General features: G+C 55.4%; 21 protein-coding genes and 1 pseudogene. 6 read left to right on the top strand and 16 right to left on the bottom strand.

Translation table 11 applies throughout. The features are described 5' to 3' along the window. Positions 1-23: 23 nt before the first annotated feature. Both btsR and I6L53_RS07665 read right to left on the bottom strand, forming a co-directional pair. The gene (gene btsR / locus I6L53_RS07670) at positions 24-743 is read right to left on the bottom strand and encodes a two-component system response regulator BtsR (RefSeq protein ID WP_042318020.1); all 720 of its coding nucleotides are present in this window, start codon (positions 741-743) and stop codon (positions 24-26) included. Further along, positions 736-2,424: a sensor histidine kinase gene (locus tag I6L53_RS07665; protein ID WP_042318019.1), complete on the bottom strand. Its 1,689-nt coding sequence runs from the start codon at positions 2,422-2,424 to the stop codon at positions 736-738. The genes btsR and I6L53_RS07665 overlap by 8 nt, the downstream gene beginning before the upstream one ends. A gap of 222 nt (positions 2,425-2,646) precedes the next feature. Between I6L53_RS07665 and mlrA the strand changes: the two genes are divergently transcribed. Next, positions 2,647-3,378, top strand: coding sequence for an HTH-type transcriptional regulator MlrA (mlrA, locus tag I6L53_RS07660; RefSeq protein ID WP_042318017.1), 732 nt, complete (start codon positions 2,647-2,649; stop codon positions 3,376-3,378). A gap of 59 nt (positions 3,379-3,437) precedes the next feature. Continuing rightward, the gene (locus I6L53_RS07655; protein ID WP_042318015.1) at positions 3,438-3,545 is read left to right on the top strand and encodes a protein YohO; all 108 of its coding nucleotides are present in this window, start codon (positions 3,438-3,440) and stop codon (positions 3,543-3,545) included. Here the strand turns inward: I6L53_RS07655 and I6L53_RS07650 are convergent. The 5 genes from I6L53_RS07650 to bglX all read right to left on the bottom strand — a co-directional run bounded on the left by I6L53_RS07650 (position 3,526) and on the right by bglX (position 9,719). Then, positions 3,526-4,257, bottom strand: a complete 732-nt coding sequence (locus I6L53_RS07650; RefSeq protein ID WP_042318013.1) for an ABC transporter permease — start codon at positions 4,255-4,257, stop codon at positions 3,526-3,528. The genes I6L53_RS07655 and I6L53_RS07650 overlap by 20 nt on opposite strands. After that, positions 4,241-5,188, bottom strand: coding sequence for an ABC transporter ATP-binding protein (locus tag I6L53_RS07645; RefSeq protein ID WP_042318011.1), 948 nt, complete (start codon positions 5,186-5,188; stop codon positions 4,241-4,243). Before I6L53_RS07645 ends, I6L53_RS07650 begins: the two co-directional genes overlap by 17 nt. Further along, positions 5,181-6,347 carry an ABC transporter permease gene (locus I6L53_RS07640; RefSeq protein WP_042318010.1) on the bottom strand — a complete coding sequence of 389 codons (1,167 nt, stop codon included), beginning with the start codon at positions 6,345-6,347 and terminating at the stop codon, positions 5,181-5,183. Before I6L53_RS07640 ends, I6L53_RS07645 begins: the two co-directional genes overlap by 8 nt. Positions 6,348-6,362: 15 nt before the next feature. Continuing rightward, the gene (gene osmF, locus I6L53_RS07635) at positions 6,363-7,280 is read right to left on the bottom strand and encodes a glycine betaine ABC transporter substrate-binding protein OsmF (RefSeq protein WP_042318009.1); all 918 of its coding nucleotides are present in this window, start codon (positions 7,278-7,280) and stop codon (positions 6,363-6,365) included. A 141-nt stretch (positions 7,281-7,421) separates the two neighbouring features. Next, complete coding sequence (bglX, locus tag I6L53_RS07630) at positions 7,422-9,719, bottom strand: beta-glucosidase BglX (RefSeq protein ID WP_042318007.1); 2,298 nt, start codon at positions 9,717-9,719, stop codon at positions 7,422-7,424. 216 nt (positions 9,720-9,935) lie between these two features. On the opposite strand from bglX, the gene dld reads away from it, so the two are divergent. Both dld and I6L53_RS07620 read left to right on the top strand, forming a co-directional pair. Further along, complete coding sequence (gene dld, locus I6L53_RS07625) at positions 9,936-11,657, top strand: D-lactate dehydrogenase (RefSeq protein ID WP_042318006.1); 1,722 nt, start codon at positions 9,936-9,938, stop codon at positions 11,655-11,657. Between the two features lie 113 nt (positions 11,658-11,770). After that, on the top strand, positions 11,771-12,325 hold the full coding sequence (locus I6L53_RS07620; RefSeq protein WP_042318004.1) for a GNAT family N-acetyltransferase: 555 nt from the start codon (positions 11,771-11,773) through the stop codon (positions 12,323-12,325). Between the two features lie 88 nt (positions 12,326-12,413). Here the strand turns inward: I6L53_RS07620 and pbpG are convergent, their stop codons facing one another. Then, positions 12,414-13,361 (bottom strand): D-alanyl-D-alanine endopeptidase, encoded by a 948-nt coding sequence (gene pbpG, locus I6L53_RS07615; RefSeq protein ID WP_042318002.1) that lies wholly within the window; start codon positions 13,359-13,361, stop codon positions 12,414-12,416. Positions 13,362-13,526: 165 nt separating this feature from the next. Then, a complete protein-coding gene (locus I6L53_RS07610; protein ID WP_042318001.1) occupies positions 13,527-14,114 on the bottom strand; it encodes a Yip1 family protein in 588 nt (195 codons plus the stop codon). Between the two features lie 163 nt (positions 14,115-14,277). Here I6L53_RS07610 and I6L53_RS07605 point away from each other — a divergent pair, with 163 nt between their 5' ends. Then, positions 14,278-14,853, top strand: coding sequence for a DedA family protein (locus I6L53_RS07605; RefSeq protein ID WP_042318000.1), 576 nt, complete (start codon positions 14,278-14,280; stop codon positions 14,851-14,853). Here the strand turns inward: I6L53_RS07605 and I6L53_RS23780 are convergent. The 7 genes and pseudogenes from I6L53_RS23780 to mhbT all read right to left on the bottom strand — a co-directional run. Beyond that, positions 14,844-14,927: pseudogene (locus I6L53_RS23780) on the bottom strand (hypothetical protein); the annotation flags it as partial. The gene I6L53_RS07605 and the pseudogene I6L53_RS23780 overlap by 10 nt on opposite strands. A 297-nt stretch (positions 14,928-15,224) precedes the next feature. Next, complete coding sequence (gene dusC, locus I6L53_RS07600; protein ID WP_042317999.1) at positions 15,225-16,163, bottom strand: tRNA dihydrouridine(16) synthase DusC; 939 nt, start codon at positions 16,161-16,163, stop codon at positions 15,225-15,227. A 61-nt stretch (positions 16,164-16,224) separates the two neighbouring features. After that, positions 16,225-17,418: a 3-hydroxybenzoate 6-monooxygenase gene (locus I6L53_RS07595; protein ID WP_042317997.1), complete on the bottom strand. Its 1,194-nt coding sequence runs from the start codon at positions 17,416-17,418 to the stop codon at positions 16,225-16,227. Positions 17,419-17,432: 14 nt separating this feature from the next. After that, a complete protein-coding gene (maiA, locus tag I6L53_RS07590) occupies positions 17,433-18,077 on the bottom strand; it encodes a maleylacetoacetate isomerase (protein WP_042317996.1) in 645 nt (214 codons plus the stop codon). Positions 18,078-18,085: 8 nt separating this feature from the next. Continuing rightward, the gene (locus I6L53_RS07585; protein ID WP_042317994.1) at positions 18,086-18,787 is read right to left on the bottom strand and encodes a fumarylacetoacetate hydrolase family protein; all 702 of its coding nucleotides are present in this window, start codon (positions 18,785-18,787) and stop codon (positions 18,086-18,088) included. 14 nt (positions 18,788-18,801) lie between these two features. Then, positions 18,802-19,839, bottom strand: coding sequence for a gentisate 1,2-dioxygenase (gene gtdA / locus I6L53_RS07580; protein WP_042317993.1), 1,038 nt, complete (start codon positions 19,837-19,839; stop codon positions 18,802-18,804). Between the two features lie 11 nt (positions 19,840-19,850). Beyond that, positions 19,851-21,209: a 3-hydroxybenzoate transporter MhbT gene (mhbT, locus tag I6L53_RS07575; protein WP_042317991.1), complete on the bottom strand. Its 1,359-nt coding sequence runs from the start codon at positions 21,207-21,209 to the stop codon at positions 19,851-19,853. 126 nt (positions 21,210-21,335) lie between these two features. Between mhbT and I6L53_RS07570 the strand changes: the two genes are divergently transcribed. After that, positions 21,336-22,244, top strand: coding sequence for a LysR family transcriptional regulator (locus I6L53_RS07570; RefSeq protein ID WP_042317990.1), 909 nt, complete (start codon positions 21,336-21,338; stop codon positions 22,242-22,244). Positions 22,245-22,278: the final 34 nt, after the last annotated feature.

Raw genomic sequence — 22,278 nt, 5'->3', positions numbered from 1 at the left:
CAATGGCGCGCAGTGTACCAGTTTTACAGGCCAATCGCCTCTTTCAAACTTTTCAGATAGCGGCGGCTGACCGGAACGGTTAACCCGTTGCGGAGTATCAGCTCTGCCTGACCGTTATCTTCCAGGCGAATTTCCTGTAACTGCGCCATGTTGACCAGATACTGTCGATGGCAGCGCAGCAGTGGCGTGCGACTCTCCAGTGTTCTGAGCGTCAGTTCCGTAAAACCTTCTTTGCCTTCGCTGCTGGTCACGTACACGCCGCTCATGCGGCTGCTGACAAAAGCGACATCATCCATTTGCAGCAGATAGATCCTGCTATGGCCGCTACAGGGGATAAACTTCAGCGACTGCTGGTTTTCCGGCAGCACCGACACGTCCTGCTTGCTACGCTCCTGGCGCAAACGGCTGAGGGTTTTCTCCAGCCTCGCCTCTTCTATCGGTTTCAGAAGATAATCAAAGGCATGCTCTTCAAAGGCCTTAATCGCGTATTCGTCAAAAGCGGTCAGAAAAACAATATACGGACGATGCTCAGGGTCAAGCATACCGACCATTTCCAGCCCGCTGATACGCGGCATTTGAATATCCAGAAACAGCACGTCCGGATGCAATCTATGCACCGCGCCAATCGCTTCAACGGCGTTGGCGCACTCGCCTACGATCTCAATATCACTTTGTTCCTGTAACAAGATCCGCAGATTTTCCCGCGCTAACGGCTCATCATCCACAATCAGCACCTTAATCATGCGTCTCCTCCAGGGGCAGTCGTAGGGTTATTCGGGTAAAGCAATCCGGTTCACAGACCACGCTAATACCATAATCATCACCAAACCGTTCACGCAGGCGTTTATCCACCAGATTCATGCCCAGACCGCTGACATTCGTGGTGGGCTGGTACAATCCGGCATTATCTTCAATATCCAGCATCAGGTACTGCCCTTCCTGACGGGCGGTGATGGACACTTCACCCGTTCCCAGCAGCTGTGATGTTCCGTGCTTAATGGCGTTTTCAACGATGGGTTGCAGGGTGAAGGCCGGCAACTGTTGATGCGCCAACGCATCCGGCACATTCAGGCTCACTTGCAGCCGCGCCTGGAATCGCGCTTTCTCAATTTGCAGATAGGCATTCACATGCTCAATTTCGTCGGCAAGCGTGACGATCTCCGACGGGCGCTTTAAGTTCTTGCGAAAGAAAGTGGAGAGATCCTGAACCAGTTGACTCGCCTGTTCACTGTCGCGGCGCACCACTGCCTTGATGGTGTTGAGTGCATTAAACAGAAAATGCGGATTGACCTGCGCATGCAACAGCTTGATTTCTGACTGAGTCAGCATCGCTTTCTGACGTTCATATTGTCCGGCGAGGATCTGCGCGGAGAGTAGCTGAGCAATCCCCTCGCCAAGCGTTCGGTTAATGGAACTAAAGAGTCGATTTTTCGCTTCATACAGCTTGATGGTGCCCATTACCCGTTGATTTTCACCGCGCAAGGGGATGACCAGCGTAGAGCCGAGTTTACACTGCGGATGCAACGAACAGCGGTATGGCACTTCATTACCGTCAGCATAAACCACCTCGCCCGTCTCAATGGCCCGTAGCGTGTAGCGGGAAGAGATCGGCCTGCCCGGCAAATGATGATCGTCGCCAATCCCGGTAAAGGCCAGCAGCTTCTCCCGATCAGTAATCGCCACCGCACCAATATCGAGTTCCTGATACAGCACCTGCGCCACCTTCATGCTGTTCACTTCGTTGAATCCCTGACGCAGGATACCCTCGGTGGAGGCCGCCACCTTCAGCGCAGTGGAAGAAAACGCAGAGGTGTATTTTTCAAACATCGCGCGCTTGTCGAGCAAAATACGCATAAACAACGCCGCACCAACGGTGTTGGTAACCATCATAGGGGCGGCGATATTGCTGACAAGCCGGTAAGCATCGTCAAACGGCCGGGCGATCAGCAAAATGATCAGCATCTGTACCATTTCGGCGACAAACGTAATGGCCCCCGCCGTCAGCGGATTAAAGACTTTATCGGTGCGTCCCCGCCGAGTCAGCACGCTGTGCACCAGGCCACCCAGCAATCCTTCGACGATAGTGGAGATCATACAACTGAGCGCTGTCATCCCGCCCATCGAGTAGCGATGCAGGCCCCCGGTAAGCCCCACCAGCCCACCGACGACCGGTCCGCCGAGCAGACCGCCCATCACCGCGCCAATCGCGCGCGTGTTGGCAATAGAATCGTCAATGTGCAGGCCAAAATAGGTGCCGAGAATACAGAAAATAGAGAAGGTGACGTAGCACAGCAACTTATGTGGTAAGCGAACGGTAACCTGCATCAACGGTATGAATAAACGCGTTTTACTCATCAACCATGCGATAACCAGGAACACGCACATCTGCTGAAGCAGCAGCAACACCAGATTGAAATCGTACATACCCGCAAACCACACTTCGTTTAAAACCGCGTAACATACATCGACTACGTTGATCTTTCTTTGAACTGTTGCAAAAAAAGATGAATTCGTGAGAACGATCACTCAAATGTGTTCGTGCGAATACAATATCACCCCTCAATTGATTAAAAAACAGACAAAACTACCTGGTTCGAAAAAGAGCGTCTAAAGTTATACTGGGACCTCGCGAGCAAGGATAAAAAGATGGCGCTTTACACCATAGGTGAAGTGGCTTTGCTTTGTGATATTAACCCCGTTACGCTCCGCGCGTGGCAGCGGCGTTATGGATTATTAAAACCGCAGCGCACCGACGGCGGACATCGCCTGTTCAATGATTCAGATATCGACAGGATCCGCGAAATCAAGCGCTGGATAGATAACGGGGTGCAGGTCAGCAAGGTCAAGATGCTGTTGAGCAATGAGAACGTGGACCTGCAAAACGGATGGCGTGAGCAACAGGAAACGCTGCTGCATTATCTGCAAAATAACAATCTGCACAGTCTCCGGGTCTGGCTGAAAGAGCGCGGGCAGGATTACCCCGCGCAGACGCTAACCACCCACCTTTTTCTTCCGCTACGTCGGCGGTTGCAATGCCAACAGCCCACCCTACTGGCACTATTGGGGATCCTTGACGGCGTGTTGATCAACTACATCGCCATTTGCCTCGCCTCGGCCAGAAAAAAACAGGGCAAAGACGCGCTGGTCGTGGGCTGGAATATTCACGATACCACGCGTCTGTGGCTGGAAGGCTGGGTCGCCAGTCAGCAGGGATGGCGGGTTGACGTACTGGCACATTCGCTGAGTCAGTTTCGCCCGGATCTGTTCGAGGGGCGAACCTTACTGGTATGGTGTGGTGAAAATCAGACATCGGCACAGCAGCAGCAACTGAATGCCTGGCGCGCGGAAGGACACGATATTTATCCACTTGGCATTTAATGATTCATTAACAGCTACGCTTCTCTGTATAATCTCTGGGTTAACATAAGGAGAACATCATGAGCGTAGCGAAAATCGGTGTCATCACCCTCTTTTTACTCATGGCCATTGGCGGTATTGGCGGTGTGATGCTCGCAGGTTATACCTTCATTTTGCGTGCCGGCTAAGGTGCTGCACTAACCGCTCGAACAGGCGGTCTACGATGATCGCCGCCAGCGCGACCAGCAGTGCGCCCTGAATAACATACGCCGTGTTGAATCCGCTCAGCCCGATGATAATCGGCGTGCCGAGCGTGCTGGCCCCCACCGTCGACGCGATAGTCGCAGTGCCAATATTAATAATCACCGATGTCCGTACGCCTGCCAGAATCACCGGTGCCGCCAGCGGCAACTCAACCTTACGCAACTGCTGTCCCGGACTCATCCCCATGCCGCTGGCAATGTTGCGCACGCTGTCCGCAATCGACCCCAGCCCCGCCAGCGTCGCCTGCAGGATGGGTAGCACACCGTACAGGATCAGCGCGATAATGGCCGGTTGCTGACCAAACCCCATCACCGGCACGGCAATCGCCAGCACCGCGACAGGCGGAAAAGTTTGTCCAACGGCAGCAATAGTTTCCACCAGCGGGCGAAACTCCCGCCCCTTTGGCCGTGTCACCATAATTCCGGCACCCACGCCAATTACCACGGCAAACAGACTCGACACCGCGACCAGCCAGAAATGGGCCAGCGCCAGCGCGAGGAAGCTCTCCTGCTGGTAAACCGGACGCGGAAGTTCAGGAAACAGACTGGCGAAAATCGCCTGGCTGTGCGGTAAACCCAGCAGCATCAGCAGGAAGAGCGCGATTAGCCAAAGCAACGGGTCAGACAGTCGTTTCATGCGTCAGCGTCTCCAGTAGCAGATCGCGAAAATGGAGCGTCCCGCAGATAATCCCCTGCTGGTTGACCACCGGTAACACCTCGCACCCGCGTGCGACAAACGCGGAAAGCGCGTCGCGCAGCGTCATCTCTTCGGTCAGCGCCTCCCCGGCAATCTGTTCATCCCGGCGAACATAGTCAGCCACGGTTCGCAGTGACAGCAACCGCACCCCCAGCTCGCTGCGACCGAAAAACTGTTGCACAAAGTCATTCGCCGGTGACGTCAGCATCGCCAGCGGCGTCCCCTGCTGAACAACTTCTCCGCCGTCCATCAGCACCAGATGTTCCGCCAGGCGCAGCGCTTCATCAATATCATGCGTCACCAGTACAATGGTTCGCCCCAACAGACGATGGATGCGGGTCATCTCCTGCTGTAACGCCCCACGGGTGACCGGATCCAGCGCGCCGAAAGGTTCATCCATCAACAGCACTTGCGGATCGGCAGCTAACGCTCGCGCCACGCCCACGCGCTGCTGTTGCCCACCGGAAAGCTGATGCGGATAGCGTTCGCGCAGCCCGACTTCCAGCCCGAGCAGCGTCATTAATTCGTCCACTCGCTCATCAATTTTCCTGCGCGGCCACTTCAGCAAGTGCGGCACAGTGGCGATGTTCTGCGCCACCGTCCAGTGTGGAAACAGGCCAATCGACTGAATTGCATAGCCCATCCGCCGACGCAGCTCCAGCACCGGCAGACTGCGAATTTCCTCGCCAGCAAAGCGGATCCTGCCGCTGTCATGCTCCACCAGTCGGTTAATCATTTTCAGGGTTGTGGATTTCCCCGAACCTGAGGTGCCAATCAGTACCGAGAAACTGCCTTCCTTAACGTGCAGATTCAGGTCGCTAACCGCTTTCTGCTCGCCAAAGGCTTTATTCACGTGGCTAAATTCAATCATGGTGGGTTACCTTCAGCAGAGCGATCCCTAAGTCAAACAGCGCATCAATCAGTACCGCCAGTGCGATAACCGGGATCACGCCCAGCAGCACCAGATCCACAGCACTGCTGAGCAGCCCCTGAAACACCAACGCACCAAAGCCGCCAGCGCCAATCAACGCGGCGATGACAGCCATGCCAACAGTTTGCACCATCACTACCCGCAGGCTACGTAAAAAGACAGGCAACGCCAGCGGAAGCTGAACGTGTAGAAAGCGCTGTGCGGTGCTCATCCCCATCGCACGCGCACTCTCCAGGACATCGCGGGGAACCTGATTCAGTCCGGCTACCACACCGCGAACCAGCGGCAAGAGCGCGTACAGCACCAGCGCGATCAGCGCCGGGGTCAACCCCGTTCCCGCCACGCCCACCGTCGCAAGCCAGGGGAACGCGTTTACCAGTCCGGCAAGCGGTGCAATCAGCAGGCCGAACAGCGCGACAGAAGGAATGGTTTGGATCACATTGAGAACGGTAAACACCGGTCCCTGGCGGGAGGTGGAAAAATAACACCAGATACCGAGAGGAATGCCGATCGCCAGCGCGGGCAGCACGGTACCCAACAGCAACGTCAGGTGTTGAGCCAGGGCATCATCAAAGACATCCTGGCGATTAACATACTCTTTGAGTAAAGAGAGGTCATCGAACGTCCCCATCAACAAGAGTGCGACGGGAATAATCGCCATCTGCGCATGTAAAACCCAGCGCCAGAGTGGCTGCGCGGTAATACGTCGGATGGCGTCGCTGCAGGCCAGCAATCCCAGCGCAAGCCACAGCCAGAGACCGCTTCCCACACTGGTTCGCGCCAGCGGCGTCCCCGTTTCTGCCAGCTGTGTCGCCGCCTTACCCACGCTCCACAGCATCAGAATGATCAGCAGTTGTACGACCATCAGCGTACACAGCGCCCCTTTTCTTCCCGGCACAAAGCACAATGTCAGCAAGACGCAACCCGCGCCGGTGAGCATCGACACCGAACCGGGCCAGAGCGTCCAGAGCTGACGTCCCTCTCCCGATACCAGGCGATTCGGGGCATAGTTCACAAACGGCAGCGCAACGGCGGCGGCTGAAAGAACGACCAGCAGCAACAGTACGCGCTGAATACTGACTTTTGACACGTCACCCAACCTTTTTCAGTCCTTTTACTTCACCCATCCCTTTTGCTTCAGGTAGTCTGCCGCCACTTTTTTGGCATCTAACCCTTCAACGGCAATGCTGGCATTGAGTTGTTGCAACGTTTTTTCATCCAGACTGGCAAACACCGGTTGCAGCCATTCCGCCATCTGCGGGTACGCCTTCAACACATCCTCACGCACCACAGGGGCTGGCGCATAAATGGGTTGAACGCCTTTGGGATCGCTTAACGTCTGCAAGCCCAGCGCGGCTACCGGACCATCCGTACCGTAGGCCATCGCGGCGTTGACGCCTGACGTTTGCTGCGCGGCGGCCTTGATGGTCACCGCCGTGTCACCGCCCGCCAGTGAAAGCAGTTGCGCCTGGCCGAGCTTAAAATCGTAAGCTTTTTCGAACGCCGGCAACGCGTCGGCACGCTCGATAAATTCGGCGGAGGCGGCCAGTTTGAAAGTTCCGCCCTCTTTCAGATAGCGTCCGAGATCGGCCAGTGAGGTGAGTTTATTTTTTTCAGCGACATCGCTACGTACCGCGATAGTCCAGGTATTATTGGCTGGTGCCGCCGTTAACCAGACCAGCTTATTCTGCTCTGCATCGAGTTTTTTGACTTTCTCAAAGCCCGCTTGCGCATTTTTCCATGCCGGATCGTTTTCATCTTTGAAGAAGAACGCGCCGTTGCCGGTGTATTCAGGGTAGATATCCAGCTCGCCCGAGGCGATCGCACCGCGCACGACCGGCGTAGTACCTAGCTGGACTTTATTGACCGTTTTGACGCCGTGACTTTCCAGCACCTGCAAAATGATGTTGCCAAGCAGCGCACCTTCGGTGTCAATTTTCGACCCAACCTTTACCGGCGATGCCGCCTGCAAGGGTAAGCTCACTGCCGCTAACAGCGCCAGCGAACGGGTCCAGACCTTTGAGATTGTCATGATGCTTTCCTCATCTTTTTGTCGACTTTTTCAGCGACTTGAGGGAAAAGCATAGTCGAAAAGTGCTCTGTTAACCTGACATTTCGGTTTTTTCGGGGGGAATGCAGGAGGAACCCACTTGTGAGCTCCCCCTTATGCCGATCACAGCAATTCAAACGATCCCTGTTTCACGCGGGCAGAATCGACGCCGATAAAGACGTTGAACTTGCCAGGTTCAGCCTCAAATTTCATCTGCTGATTCCAGAACTTCAACGCATTGATATCAATCGGGAAGCTGACAGTCTGCGTTTCGCCGGGTTTCAGGTTCACTTTCTTAAAGCCTTTCAGCTCTTTCACCGGTCGACTCAGGGAAGCCGTGACGTCCTGCACGTACAGCTGAATCACCGTCTCACCTTCACGCTTGCCCGTATTGCTCACCTTCACGCTTGCCGTCACGCTGCCGTCGCGTTTCATGGTTGGCGCGGAGAGCGTCACATCAGAGACATTAAACGTGGTGTAGCTCAGGCCATAACCAAATGGATAGAGCGGGCCGTTAGCTTCGTCAAAGTAGCGAGAAGTATACTTGTTCGGCTTGTCGGCGTTATAGGGACGACCGGTGTTGAGGTGGCTGTAATAGGTCGGGATCTGCCCTACCGAGCGCGGGAAAGACATCGGCAGTTTGCCTGACGGGTTGTAGTCGCCAAACAGGACGTCGGCAATCGCGTTCCCCCCTTCCGTACCGGCAAACCAGGTTTCCAGAATCGCGTCGGCCTGTTGATCTTCTTTCACCAGCGCCAGCGGACGACCGTTCATCAGCACCAGCACCAGCGGTTTTCCGGTCGCTTTCAGCACCGCGATCAAATCGCGCTGGCTCTGCGGCAGGGTGATATCGGTACGGCTGGACGCTTCATGCGCCATGCCCTGCGCCTCACCCACCACGGCAACCACCACATCTGACTGCTTCGCCGCCGCGACGGCCTCATCAATCATCTCCTGAGGGGAACGCGTGTCCACCTTCACCGCCTCTTCATACTGATTGAGGAAGGTGACAATGTCTTTATCGTTAGTGATGTTGGCCCCGTGGGCGTATACCACCTTACCGTTCGCGCCGAGGGCATTTTTAATGCCGGTCAGTACCGTGACGGACTGGCCAGCTACGCCTGCGGCAGACCAACTGCCCATCACGTCGCGTTTGCTGTCAGCCAGCGGGCCAACAACCGCAATCGTCCCCGATTTTTTCAGCGGCAACGTTTCGAGGCGGTTTTTCAGCAGCACCAGGCTCTCGCGCGCGACTTCACGCGCCTCTTTCCGGTGCAGACGACTTTCGGCATTGGTATCCACCGGATCCGACTCTTTCGCCCCCAGATGGCTATAGGGATCGTTAAACAGCCCCATGTCATATTTCACATTCAGTACGTGACGCGTCGCGTCATCCAGCTCCGCCATCGTCACTTTGCCGGATTTGATCAGTCCCGGCAGGTACTTGCTGTAATACTCGTCGCTCATACTCATGTTAATGCCGGACTTGAGCGCTACGCGCACAGCATCTTCCGGATCGGAAGCCGTGCCGTGCTTAATCAGTTCTTTAATCGCGCCGTGGTCAGATACGGTAATGCCTTTAAAGCCCCATTTGTCGCGCAGAATGTCCTTCAGCAGCCAGGCGTCAGACGTCGCTGGCGTGCCGTTCAGCGAGTTCAGCGCCACCATCACCGCGCCGCTACCCGCATCCAGACCGGCTTTGTACGGCGGCATGTAGTCGTTAAACAGTCGCTGCGGACTCATGTCCACGGTGTTATACTCTTTCCCCCCCTCCACGGCACCATAGGCGGCAAAGTGCTTCACGCTGGTCATCACCGAATAGCGGTCCGCCGGGCTTTTGCCCTGCATCGCTTCCACCATCGTTTTGCCCATGATGGAGGTCAGATACGTATCTTCGCCAAAACCTTCAGAGGCGCGTCCCCAGCGCGGATCGCGGGAGACATCGACCATCGGTGCCCAGGTCATGTTCAGGCCGTCGTCTGCGGCTTCATACGCCGAGATGCGTCCGACGGTTTTCACCGCGTCGAGGTTAAAAGAGGACGCCAGCCCGAGACTAATCGGGAAGACGGTACGCTGGCCGTGCAGCACGTCGTAGGCAAAAAAGAGAGGGATTTTCAGGCGACTCAGTTCCATCACCTGATCCTGCATTTTACGGATGTCCTGACGGGTGACGGTGTTAAAAATTGCCCCCACCTGACCGTCTTTGATCATCTCGCGGATCGCTTCTTTCGGGTTATCCGGACCGACGCTGATCAAACGTAGCTGACCAATCTTTTCATCGACGGTCATTTTCGTCAGCAGTTGGGTGACAAACGCATCCCGCGCTTCCGGCGTCAGCGGATGGTTACCGAACAGCTCCTCCGCCAGCGCGGGTTGCAATGCCAGACTAACTGCGACACCTACAGAACATAGCCATTTCATGTTGATTCTCTCTTTCTCTAAAGCCCGACGTGGCAGCGAAAATATAACAAAAACCGCATTTTGCCATAAGCCTAAACGGCAGCGCGGCAGAAAGCTAAGGTTATTCTCTTAATTTTCAACGTCGCCAATTCAAAGACAGCGTGAATGAGAAAGCGTATTGTCATACAAAGCGCTATGCTTGAACCTGATATTTTGTCCCACCACAAGGAGTGGAAAATGTCTTCCATTACAACAACTGATAATAAAACCTTCCTGAATGAGCTCGCCCGCCTGGTGGGACATTCACACCTGCTGACCGATCCTGCTAAAACCGCCCGCTATCGCAAGGGTTTCCGTTCCGGTCAGGGCGACGCCCTGGCGGTGGTCTTTCCCGGCTCGCTACTGGAACTCTGGCGCGTACTGAACGCCTGCGTCAACGCCGATAAAATTATCCTGATGCAGGCTGCCAATACCGGCCTGACCGAAGGCTCCACGCCGAACGGCAATGATTATGACCGCGAGATTGTCATCATCAGCACTCTGCGCCTCGACAAGCTCCACGTGCTGGGCAAAGGTGAGCAGGTGCTGGCCTATCCCGGTACAACGTTGTATTCGCTTGAAAAAGCGCTGAAGCCGCTGGGGCGTGAGCCGCACTCGGTGATTGGTTCGTCGTGCATCGGCGCGTCGGTCATTGGTGGGATCTGTAATAACTCCGGAGGATCGCTGGTGCAAAGAGGCCCGGCGTACACCGAAATGTCCCTTTTCGCCCGCATTGATGAAAACGGCAAGCTGCAACTGGTCAACCATCTGGGGATCGATCTGGGACAAACGCCAGAGCAGATCCTGAGTCAACTGGACGATGAGCGGATCAAAGAAGAAAATGTCCGCCACGACGGGCGACACGCCCACGATCATGACTACGTCACCCGCGTCAGAGACATCGACGCCGACACGCCCGCACGCTATAACGCCGATCCAGATCGCCTGTTCGAATCTTCTGGCTGTGCCGGGAAACTGGCGGTCTTTGCAGTGCGTCTCGACACCTTCGAGGCGGAAAAAAATCAGCAGGTGTTTTACATTGGCACCAATCAACCCGAGGTGCTGACGGAAATCCGCCGCCATATTCTGGCGAAGTTCGACAATCTGCCGGTGGCGGGTGAATACATGCACCGCGACATTTACGACATTGCCGAACAGTACGGCAAAGACACCTTCCTGATGATTGATAAGCTTGGCACCGACAAAATGCCGTTCTTCTTCACCCTCAAAGGGCGCACCGACGCGATGCTGGAAAAGGTGAAATTCTTCCGTCCGCACTTTACCGACCGCGCGATGCAGAAGTTTGGTCATCTGTTCCCGAGTCACCTGCCACCACGCATGAAAAGCTGGCGCGATAAATATGAACATCATCTGCTGTTAAAAATGGCGGGCGATGGCGTCGCTGAAGCACAAAGCTGGCTTACCGAATTCTTTAAAACGGCAGAAGGCGATTTCTTCGCCTGCACGCTGGAAGAAGGTAGCAAAGCCTTCCTGCACCGCTTCGCAGCCGCTGGCGCAGCCATTCGCTATCAGGCAGTTCATGCAGATGAAGTGGAGGATATTCTGGCCCTGGATATCGCTCTGCGCCGCAATGACACCGAATGGTACGAGCATCTGCCGGCGGAAATTGATAACCAACTGGTGCATAAACTCTATTACGGTCACTTTATGTGCTACGTCTTCCACCAGGATTACATTGTGAAGAAAGGCGTGGATGCTCACGCGTTGAAAGAGCAAATGCTGGAATTGCTGAAACAGCGCGGTGCGCAATACCCGGCAGAGCATAACGTCGGGCATCTGTATGAAGCACCGGCGACCCTGACCCGTTTTTATCGCGAAAATGACCCAACCAACAGTATGAATCCCGGAATTGGCAAGACCAGTAAGCAAAAATTCTGGAAAGTCCCCTCTTCTGATTAACTCCAGTTAATGTGTCTGATGCGCAGGCTGGATTTGCACGAAATATCGTGCAAAAGTAATGAGATGTGCCGGAGTCGCGATGATTCCGGTTTTTCTTCTCAAAGGTGAAAACCATGTCTGTTGCCGATACGCTTTCTGATAACGATATCGCGGTGCGCGACGCGCTGCCTGACGATGTAGAGGCGATCTCCTCGTTATATGCGTGGCACGTGTTGAATGGCCGCGCCTCTTTTGAAGAAACGCCTCCAACGGTCGATGAAATGCGCCGACGTATGCGCACGGTGGCGCAGTATGGTCTGCCGTGGCTGGTGGCGCTCTATCGCGGCGTGGTCGTTGGTTATTGTTACGCCACGCAGTATCGCCCTCGTCCGGCCTATCGTTATACCCTGGAAGAGTCGATTTATGTCGATGCCAGCATGACCGGACGCGGCGTCGGTAGCCTGCTGATGCATACGTTAATCACCCGCTGTGAAGAAGGTCCGTGGCGGCAGATGGTGGCGGTGATTGGTGACGGACATAACAATCCGGGGTCGCTGCGACTGCACAAAAAGCACGGTTTCGAGATTGCCGGACAGTTGCGTAGCGTCGGGTATAAGAAGGGAGACTGGCGGGATACGTTGATTATGCAGCGCCCACTCAACGAAGGTGACTGGACGCTGCCAGAGTAAGGTTTTGTTATCCATGCCGGATGACGGCATAAATGCCTTATCCGGCCTACGGTTTCGTCGTTTCGTAGGCCTGATAAGCGAAGCGGCATCAGTCGTTTTGCGCGGTCTGCTCACCCGCACTGCCGCCCGTCGCGGCCATCTGTGCGGCCTTCTGCTTTTTATAGCTTAACGCCGCCGCTGGAACCGGCATCACTTTCCCGGTTTCAATCCACGTGCGTAAACGACTGGCGTCAGCGAAATGGGTGTACTTGCCGAACGCATCCATCACCACCAGCGCCACCGGTTTGTTATTGATTACCGTACGCATCACCAGACAATGACCAGCAGCGTTGGTGAAGCCGGTTTTAGTGAGCTGAATATTCCAGTTATCGCGATACACCAGATGGTTAGTATTGCGGAACGGCAGCGTATACGCCGGGTTGGCGAAGGTCGCCATGTCTTCACGCGTAGTGCTGAGTTGACCGATTAGCGGATACTGCTTGCTGGCAATCAACATTTTAGTGAGGTCGCGCGCGGTCGACACGTTGTGAATCGACAAACCGGTCGGTTCCACAAAACGCGTCTGGGTCATACCCAGCGCTTTTGCCTTCGCGTTCATTGCTTTAATAAACGCGTTATACCCCCCCGGATAATGGTGCGCCAGGCTTGCCGCTGCCCGGTTTTCCGAGGACATCAGTGCCAGCAGCAACATATCTTTACGGCTGATTTCACTGTTCAGTCTCACGCGAGAGTAGATCCCTTTCATCTCCGGCGTCTGGCTGATATCCACTTTCAGTTTTTCGTTCAGCGGCAGTCGTGCATCAAGCACCACCATCGCCGTCATTAATTTGGTTATCGACGCAATCGGACGCACCAGGTCCGGATGGTTCGAATAGATCACCTTATTGGTGTTCAGATCCACGATCATCGCACTACCGGAGGCAATCTCAGGTTGAGACGCCGCGGCAGTCGTTGCCGTTTTTGCCAGCGCTTGCGGCGCAAAAGGCACAGCCAGCATCAGCGCCAGGCTCAGTATGGAAACTCGGAATTTCAGCATGATGAGATTTCAGAAAATGATTTACGCGTGTTGACACGCACCGCCGGAGTCAGGGTGGCTCAGGCTAGCAGAGGAATCATAGCGAGCTAATGACCTTGCCGCCATAAGAGAATCGTCAGGAAATGCTGCATTGCTGGCTTTTGCACCAACAATGCAGCACGTTAATCAGAACAAGCGGTAGCCGTATCCCCAGAGGATGACGGTCAGGGCGAGCAGGACTTCCAGTACCAGCACACCGATCGCCAGCGTCGAACTGGAGAAACTTAGCCCCTCTTCCTTATTGATATTCAGGAATGTCGGAATACCCAGGTAGAGCAGATAGCCGGTATAGAACAGTGCGACTGTGCCGACAAGTGCGCAAAGCCACACCAGCGGATACAGCGCCACCAGACCGCTCAGAAACAGCGGCGTCGCAACATAGCCAGCAAACACCATACAGTGCGTTAAGGACGGACGCTGCGGATAACTCCGCGCCATCCACCAGATCACGCGCCCCATGATCGCCACGCCTGCCAGCATCACGGCATAGAACAGGATAGCCAGCACAAGGCCCGTAAACAGAGAAAGCTTCAGGATAGTGCCGTCGCCAAAATTCCAGCCGATTTGTGTCGTACCGATGAAGGCGCAAATGACCGGAATGGCCGCCATCAAAAGCACATGGTGGGTGTAGTGATGCGAAACCGTTTCGTTCTCGCTGTTGATCACCTGCATTTCACGATTGGGATGGGAAAACAGCCCCCAGACATGGTTCATACCGCCCCCTTGTTGTCAGCTGTGGACTTAACACTTCAAGTATAATTCAGCTTTTCGATTATTTATTGTACAGACAAAGAAATGCCGCTGCGTGTGGTGACCCTTTTTGAGCATCCCCAATTCAGAGGGTGTATGCTTACAGTCGTGGAGGTCATACTGACGTATGGATATAAACAGTCTTATTGCACAATACGGTTATGCCGCGCTGGTGATCGGGAGTCTGGCTGAAGGCGAAACCATCACTTTGCTGGGCGGCGTTGCCGCACATCAGGGATTACTCAAATTTCCCCTTGTCGTGGTGGCCGTGGCCTTAGGCGGCATGATAGGCGATCAACTGCTGTATCTGCTGGGACGCCGCTATGGCGGCAAAATATTGCGCCGTTTCGCCCGTCACCGTAACAAAATCCGTCAGGCGCAGAAGATGATCCAGCGCCGCCCCTATCTGTTCGTGATCGGCACCCGCTTTATGTACGGATTCCGCGTGATCGGCCCATTGCTGATTGGTGCCAGCCACCTGCCGCCAAAGATTTTTTTACCCCTGAATATTCTCGGCGCTCTGATCTGGGCGCTGATCTTCACCACCCTGGGCTACGTGGGAGGTGAAGTGGTCGCGCCGTGGTTACATCACCTCGATCAGCATCTCAAACATTGGATCTGGCTGATTCTGGCGGTGGTGCTGGTGATCGGCGCTCGCTGGTGGCTGAAGCGCCGCAGTAAAACGAAGATGCCTCAGGAGTGATGATAGCCACCGCCGAGCGCACTGGTGAGCTGGATGGACGCATCCAGCCACTGCCCTTGTAAAACCAGTCCGTTAGCCTACTCACGCTCGGCCAGCGCGAAATCCACGTAAGAGGCGGGAGGTTGTTGAGTCAGCGTCTTTTGGATGTCATGCATGGGAGCACATCCCGTGAGCAAAATAGCCAGCGGAAAGTACGCTTTCAGGGCGTGAAAAGAGTGACGAGTCATGAAGATGTTCTGATGAGAAAAGGTGCGCGGAGCTTACCCGCTGTTGTGACCGGTTTTTTAGTTACGCGTGGCATAGCAACTTCGGCAATGAAAAGTCATACCTGGAAAAATATATTCCAGCAGAATATAAAAACTCCAATAATACTAAATTTCAATCAACTGAATCGCGCGGGCAATATCCGCTGAATTATTTAACGCGCGGATATCCTGAAAGACGTCCGTCGCCTCACGGTACTCCTTACGCAAATAACCCAGCCACTGCTTAATACGTGCGACATGATACAACCCGGTGTCGCCCTGTTTTTCCAGACGGGTATACTTTTTCAGTAGCGCGACCACCTGTGGCCACGGCATACGCGGCTCGTTGTATTTCACCACCCGGCTGAGGTTGGGAATGTTTAATGCCCCACGCCCTATCATGACCGCATCACAACCGCTGACGGCCAGACATTCCTGAGCGCTTTGCCAGTCCCAGATTTCACCGTTGGCAATCACCGGAATAGACAGCCGCTCGCGAATTTCGCCTATCGCCTGCCAGTTAATATGCTCCGCCTTATAACCCTGCTCTTTGGTTCGTCCGTGCACGACCAGTTCGTTCGCTCCGGCCTGCTGGACGGCATCTGCGATCTCAAACTTCTTGTCACCGCTGTCCCAGCCCAGACGTATCTTTACCGTCACCGGCAGATGCGCGGGCACCGCTTCACGCATTGCTTTTGCACCCTGATAGATAAGCTCAGGATCCTTCAGTAACGTCGCGCCGCCGCCGCTGCCGTTCACCATTTTAGACGGACAGCCGCAGTTGAGATCAACGCCGTATGAGCCAAGCTCCACGGCGCGGGCCGCATTTTCCGCCAGCCACTGAGGGTACTGCCCCAACAGTTGCACGCGCACCAGGGTACCGGAAGGCGTCCGACTACCGTTGAGGAGTTCAGGGCAGAGACGATGGAAGACTTTTACTGGCAGGAGCTGATCCACCACGCGGACAAACTCGGTGATGCAGAGATCATAATCATTCACTTCCGTCAGAAGTTCGCGCACCAGTGAATCGAGCACGCCTTCCATCGGCGCCAGTAAAACACGCATATCGTCATCCGCAAAAAAAGAGGCGCTATGGTAGCGCCTCTGTGTCACGGATTAAAGCGTCTCAGCGCGGCAGAAGACAGTTATCTTCTTTCCAGCCGTACAGCCATTCCATGCCGCGATAAAATTCCGCCTGCGATTTGCCTTTCCACAGCAGATTACGCACCTGACGCTCCACGCCCGCCGCGTGATACACGCGTCCCATCTCTCGGGTAGACCAGACGATGCGCGCTGTGCGTGGAATGCGCACCGACTCGTACAGCGCGAAGGCTTTTGCCGCATCACCCTCGCATTGCGCCAGCGCTTTACCCAGCGTGACGGCATCTTCCAGCGCCATACAAGCCCCCTGCGCCATATATTGCGCCACCGGATGCGCGGCATCGCCAACCAGCGTGATGCGCTCAGTACCCCATTTTTCTACCGGTTCGCGATCGGCAGTAGACCAGCGACGCCAGGTCGTGGGTTTATCCAGCATCTGCCGGGGGCGCGGATGGATGCCGGCAAAATACGACAGCACCTCTTCTTTACTGCCATCTTTAACGCCCCACTCCTCCTGATGACGACTGTGGAAGGTCACGACCAGGTTGTACTGTTTACCGCCACGCAGCGGGTAGTGCACAAGGTGGCAGTGCGGCCCCGCCCAGAGTACCGGCGCGTTGATGCGCAGGTCTTCCGGCATATCTTGACAGTCAATCACCGCGCGATAAACCACGTGTCCAGTCACGCGCGGGGAATCCCCCAGCAGACTCTGACGCACTACCGATTTCACGCCATCACAGCCAACCAGAATATCGGCGGTCCAACTGTTGCCCTGCTCATCGAATACCGTCACATCGTCCGCCGTCTGGCGAATATCGACCACGTTGGTCGAGGTCCGGTACTCAACATTCGGATGAGTCAGTACCGATTCCCAGACGGAGGCATGGATGTCAACCCGGTGGATGACCGCATACGGACCGCCAAAGTGGTCGCGAAAGGCCTGTCCAGTCTCGATGCGCACCACTTCTTCTGCGTTCACGGCGTCCATCATAGTGATGTGATCGGTAAACACCGCACGCTGGCGCGCCACTTCGCCGACACCAAGGCTGTCCAGCGCAGAGAAGGCGTTTGGACCGAGCTGAATGCCCGCCCCGATCTCGCCAATTTCATGGGCTTTTTCCAGCAGCATGACTTTGATGCCCTGGCGCGCCAGCGAAAGCGCGGTGGCTGCCCCGCCAATTCCGCCGCCGACAATAATTGCTCTCATTACTTTAGCCATTGTCATTCTCCTTCTCAGGCTGAGATTTTATCTTGTTGATTTTCGGGAGCGGCAGCGATGAACGCCGGTAGCTGTGTACAGGCATCATACACGGCCTGGCAACGCGGAAAGCCGCTCAGATCGCACCCCATTCTTAACGCATTCGCCCATTGTGGAACCAGGCAGCAGTCGGCAAGCGTCGGCGCATTGCCCACGCAATAGTTCTGCGACTGGCTCTGACGCAACAGCTGTTCGACGGCGCTCAACCCCTGTTGGATCCAGTGCGCATACCAGCGTTTTTTCTCTTCTTCACTGACCTTCAGTTCCTCGCTCAGATAGCGCAGCACCCGCAGGTTGTTCACCGGATGAATATCGCAAGCAATGGCATAGACGATTTCCAGCACCTGCGTGCGCGCCGGATCGCTGACGGGCAGCAGGCGTGACTGCGGAAAATGCCGATCCAACCAGTCGATGATGGCCAGCGACTGACCAAGCGCTTCGCCGTCATCGGTCACCAGCGTCGGCACCAGGCCCACCGGATTCATCCGCCGGTAAGCCAGTTCGTTTTGTTGACCGATACGAATATTGACGCCCACCGTCTGGTAGTCGATGCCCTTTAACGCCAGCGCGATACGAACGCGGTACGACGCCGAACTGTTAAAAAAACTGTACAGCTTCATACATCACCTCAGACAATCTTCACAGCGATAGGTGTTAACCCGTCCACGCCGCCGGTGATCACATCCCCTTTCACCACCGCTCCAACGCCTTCCGGCGTACCGGTGAAGATCAGGTCGCCCGGCTGCAGTTCGAAGAAACCGGACAGATAGCTGATCGTTTCATTCACCGACCAGATCAGATGGCGAATGTCGCTGCGCTGATGATCGTCACCGTTAACCTGTAACCAGATAGGCGCAGAGGTGATATCCGCAATGTCGTCCGCTTTATGCAGCGGCGCGATGGGCGCAGAGAGATCAAACGCTTTGCCGATTTCCCACGGACGTCCCATTTGACGCATCTCCATCTGGCGATCGCGACGGGTCATATCCAGTCCGGTGGCGTAACCCCAGATATACTCATGGGCTTTTTCTAGCGGGATATCGCTACCCTTTTTGCCAATGGCGACCACCAGCTCAATTTCATAGTGATAGTTATCCGTCTGTGCCGGGTATGGCAGCGCTAACGTTTCACCGGCGGCAACTGGCACAACCGCATCGGCAGGCTTACAGAAGAAAAACGGCGGTTCACGATCGGGGTCGAAACCCATTTCACGAGCATGGGCGGCATAGTTGCGCCCCACGCAGTACACACGACGAACGGGGAACTGCGCATCGCTGCCGACAACCGGGACGGTCACAGGGGCTTGTGGTGCAAATACATACTGAGTCATGGATCTCTCCCAAATTAATAGCGGGCTTCGCGGAACAACCCGAGGGCTTCCTGAACCGTTCGGTCCGAAAAACTGAATAAAACGGTCTCGTCGGTGGTTTTGAACGACACGCCGTGCCAGGTCGGAACCACAAAAATATCTTTGGCTGAAAAATGGAAGGTCTCGTTGCCGACGGTGACCTCGCCCGCCCCTTCAACGACGTGGTAAATGGTGCTGTCAGTGGTACGCGCCACCCGCGAGGTAAAGCCTTTTGGCAACAGTTGCAGGAACGTGCCCATCGATGGCATCGGGTAGCCGCCGGTCACCGGGTTAACATAGCGCATTTTGTAACCATCCCACTCATCGGCATCGCCCAGACGAGTCAGGTCATCCAGCGCTTCGCGACTACGGTCATAGCGGTAGTTGAAAATCGGCGATGAGTTGCCTTTCTGATGGCGCAGCGGCAGCATGTTGGCGGCATAGCGCGGCAGGTAGTCCCCCTCTTTGCGCGATACCGGCTGCTGATCTTCCGGGTAATCTTCAGCAAAGCCACAGCCCAGAATATTAACCAGTGGCAGATCCAGACCGTCCAGCCAGACCACCGGCTCATCGCCCGGGTTACCGTGATCGTGCCATTGCCACTGCGGAGTCAGAATAAAGTCGCCGGTGTGCATCTGGGTGCGCTCGCCGTCCACGGCAGTGAACGCGCCTTTCCCTTCCACAATAAAGCGTAATGCCGACTGGTTATGACGATGGCTGGGTGCGACTTCGCCCGGCAGGATCAACTGCAAGCCCGCGTAAAGCGTTGACGTGATGGAGGATTGCCCGCGTAACATTGGGTTTTCCAGTACCAGCACACGACGAATCGCCTCTTTCGCGCCAATCAGATTGCCGCTTTCCAGCAGCAGCGGGCGAATTTCCTGATAGTTCCAGTAGGCTGGCGCACAGGTCGGATTCGGCGTTTGCGGAACCAGGTGGTGCAGTGATTCCCACAGCGGGGTCAGGTTCTGCCCCGAAATATGCTGGTAAAACTGTTGACGGCTGTTTTTAACATCCTGATTTTGTTCTGACATAGGGATTCTCCTTATTCGTTTGCGACGCTTGCGTGCGGCAAGCTATCCGGGACAGAGGCTGACTGGCGGACAACTACCGTCAGTACGGCTAACATCACCGCGCTAATGGCCGCCGGAACAGCGATAATGAAAAACAAGGTGTCAAAAGAGAAATTCATCGCCATCATCACGCCGCCGGAAAGCGAACCAACAATCGCTCCGCAGCGCCCCACCGCGTTCGACCAGCTCACGCCCGTCGCCCGACTCTGTGTGGGATAGAGCGTGGCGGTTAAGGCGTTGAGGCCCACCTGCGATCCGCTGATACCCACCCCGGTACCGAAGATCGCCAGCGCCATCAGCCATAAACCATTTTCGCTCAGACCAATCATGATGATGCATACCGCTCCCAGCGCGTAACTCACCGCCAGCACCCGGAACGGATTGTGTTTATCCATCAGCACGCCCAGTGCCAGCGCGCCGAGTGTCCCGCCAACCTGAAACGCCGCCGTCACCCAGGAAGCCTGTTGCAGGTCAATTCCGCGATGGTGCAACAGCGTCGGCATCCAGCTCGACAGGAGGTAGATGATTAACAGACTCATGAAAAACACCACCCATAACATCAGGGTAATGGGCAACTGGCGACCAACAAACAGTTGGCGAATGCTGCCTTTGGCGATCGCCGCCGCCTCCTGGAGGTAAAACTGCGTATTGTCATAACGTTCGCCAGTGATCGCGCTGACCGTTCTGGCAATGGTTGCCTGCGGTAACTTGCGGCGTACCTGCCAGCGCGGAGATTCCGGCAAGACCGCGAGCAGCACGAAGAACAGCATCAGCGGTAGCACGCCGCCGAGTACCAGGATCCCATGCCAGCCGATGACCGGCACCAACTGCGCGCTGACAATCCCGCCCATGGCGGAACCGAGCGTAAAGCCGCAGAACATCAGGGTAACCAGCGCACCACGGCGGCGGGCAGGCAGGTATTCAGAGGTCATTGTGATGGTATTCGGCATGGCGCCGCCCAGACCCAGGCCGGTCAGAAAGCGCAGGATGACCAGCGTTTGCAGATCCGGTGAAAAGGCGGAAATCAGGCTCAGCGCGCCAAACAGCGCCACGCAAAGCTCAATCACCCGTTTGCGACCGAAGCGGTCAGACAGCGGTCCGCAAAGTAAGGCGCCAGCGGTAAGTCCTAACAGACCCGCGCCGAACAGCGGAGCCAGATCTCCGGCAGTTAACTGCCAGTGGGTACGAATATCGGGTGCAATAAAGCCAATGGCTGCCGTATCAAAACCATCAAGCATGACGACCAGAAAGCAGCAGATGATCACCCGCCACTGAGTCTTGCTGACAGGAGCAGCATCGATAAGGGCTTGTAGTTCACGTCGTTGAGTCATAGTGAATGCCTCGGTGCAGGTAGGGAAAGATGTCGTTTTGTTTTTTGTATGTTACGAGTTTGTAGACCGGGCGATAAAATGTACAATGGCTTTTCATGCAGAGACATAACCTGGAGGTTATCGCTGATGGCAAACTGGGCGCAAAAACTGAAGCTGCATCATTTGCAAATGCTGGTGGCGCTGGGCGAACAAGGGAATCTCACGCACGTCGCGCGGATGATGAATATCACCCAGCCTGCCCTGTCAAAATGGCTGTCACAGCTCGAAGATGAGATGGGGATCACGCTCTTTGAACGTCACAGTAAAGGCCTGCGCCCCTCGGAAGGCGGCAAGTTGCTGCTGCAACATGCTCAGCGTTTAATCAATGACATGGAACGTTCACAGTATGAAATGGCACGCTTTAAAGAAGGCGGTCTGGTAGGAAGCCTGAAAATCGGCTGCTCGCCGGTGGCGACCGACTGTGTGTCGCAGGCGATCCTCAATCTGCTCGTTGAGATGCCGACGCTACATCTCAACATTGAAGAAAAGGTCATGACGCCGCTGCTTCACGACCTGCTTGCCGGTTCCGTGGATGTGGTGGTAGGTCGCGTCGGTGGACGAGCGCTGCAACTCCCGCTCAATTACCAGGTGCTGTATACCGAACCCGTCTGCTTTGTCGCTCGTCCCCACCATCCTCTGGCGAAGTTTGACACCCTGAGCTGGGCTGATCTCGCGCACTGGCGCTGGATTGTCTGGCCGACAGGAACGCCCATTCGCCTGAGTATTGACAACGCACTGGTCGATAACGGGGTGATGCTGCCGGAAAACACCATCGAATCGGCATCAATGAACGTCAGTACCAACCTGCTGCAAAGCAGCGATATGATCTCTATCCTTTCTTTACGGCTGGCACAACGCTATGCCAGCCAGGGACAACTGGTGATCCTGAACCTGCCGAAGATCGAACAGAAAGGGAGCGTGGGTGTGTTCTGGCGCAATAATGAGACGCCGTCCAGTGCGCTGAGTCGTTTCTTACAACTGCTGGCACAAGTTTAACGTCACGTATTGGGGGCATTGCCCAATGTTCCTG

The organism is Citrobacter farmeri (assembly GCF_019048065.1).
Lineage (GTDB): Bacteria > Pseudomonadota > Gammaproteobacteria > Enterobacterales > Enterobacteriaceae > Citrobacter_A > Citrobacter_A farmeri.
The sequence above is the reverse complement of the archived record's forward strand: the minus strand, read 5'-3'. Positions and strand labels throughout refer to the sequence as shown.

Excerpts from the sequence above, each read along its gene's own strand:
- osmF (WP_042318009.1), bottom strand. The coding sequence starts at position 7,280 with ATGACAATCTCAAAGGTCTGGACCCGTTCGCTGGCGCTGTTAGCGGCA.
- bglX (WP_042318007.1), bottom strand. The coding sequence starts at position 9,719 with ATGAAATGGCTATGTTCTGTAGGTGTCGCAGTTAGTCTGGCATTGCAA.
- pbpG (WP_042318002.1), bottom strand. The coding sequence starts at position 13,361 with ATGCTGAAATTCCGAGTTTCCATACTGAGCCTGGCGCTGATGCTGGCT.
- I6L53_RS07605 (WP_042318000.1), top strand. The coding sequence starts at position 14,278 with ATGGATATAAACAGTCTTATTGCACAATACGGTTATGCCGCGCTGGTG.
- I6L53_RS07645 (WP_042318011.1), bottom strand. The coding sequence starts at position 5,188 with ATGATTGAATTTAGCCACGTGAATAAAGCCTTTGGCGAGCAGAAAGCG.
- I6L53_RS07655 (WP_042318015.1), top strand. The coding sequence starts at position 3,438 with ATGAGCGTAGCGAAAATCGGTGTCATCACCCTCTTTTTACTCATGGCC.
- I6L53_RS07610 (WP_042318001.1), bottom strand. The coding sequence starts at position 14,114 with ATGAACCATGTCTGGGGGCTGTTTTCCCATCCCAATCGTGAAATGCAG.
- maiA (WP_042317996.1), bottom strand. The coding sequence starts at position 18,077 with ATGAAGCTGTACAGTTTTTTTAACAGTTCGGCGTCGTACCGCGTTCGT.
- I6L53_RS07620 (WP_042318004.1), top strand. The coding sequence starts at position 11,771 with ATGTCTGTTGCCGATACGCTTTCTGATAACGATATCGCGGTGCGCGAC.
- I6L53_RS07665 (WP_042318019.1), bottom strand. The coding sequence starts at position 2,424 with ATGTACGATTTCAATCTGGTGTTGCTGCTGCTTCAGCAGATGTGCGTG.
- I6L53_RS07650 (WP_042318013.1), bottom strand. The coding sequence starts at position 4,257 with ATGAAACGACTGTCTGACCCGTTGCTTTGGCTAATCGCGCTCTTCCTG.
- I6L53_RS07595 (WP_042317997.1), bottom strand. The coding sequence starts at position 17,418 with ATGGCTAAAGTAATGAGAGCAATTATTGTCGGCGGCGGAATTGGCGGG.
- I6L53_RS07570 (WP_042317990.1), top strand. The coding sequence starts at position 21,336 with ATGGCAAACTGGGCGCAAAAACTGAAGCTGCATCATTTGCAAATGCTG.
- dld (WP_042318006.1), top strand. The coding sequence starts at position 9,936 with ATGTCTTCCATTACAACAACTGATAATAAAACCTTCCTGAATGAGCTC.
- btsR (WP_042318020.1), bottom strand. The coding sequence starts at position 743 with ATGATTAAGGTGCTGATTGTGGATGATGAGCCGTTAGCGCGGGAAAAT.
- mlrA (WP_042318017.1), top strand. The coding sequence starts at position 2,647 with ATGGCGCTTTACACCATAGGTGAAGTGGCTTTGCTTTGTGATATTAAC.
- gtdA (WP_042317993.1), bottom strand. The coding sequence starts at position 19,839 with ATGTCAGAACAAAATCAGGATGTTAAAAACAGCCGTCAACAGTTTTAC.
- mhbT (WP_042317991.1), bottom strand. The coding sequence starts at position 21,209 with ATGACTCAACGACGTGAACTACAAGCCCTTATCGATGCTGCTCCTGTC.
- I6L53_RS07585 (WP_042317994.1), bottom strand. The coding sequence starts at position 18,787 with ATGACTCAGTATGTATTTGCACCACAAGCCCCTGTGACCGTCCCGGTT.
- dusC (WP_042317999.1), bottom strand. The coding sequence starts at position 16,163 with ATGCGTGTTTTACTGGCGCCGATGGAAGGCGTGCTCGATTCACTGGTG.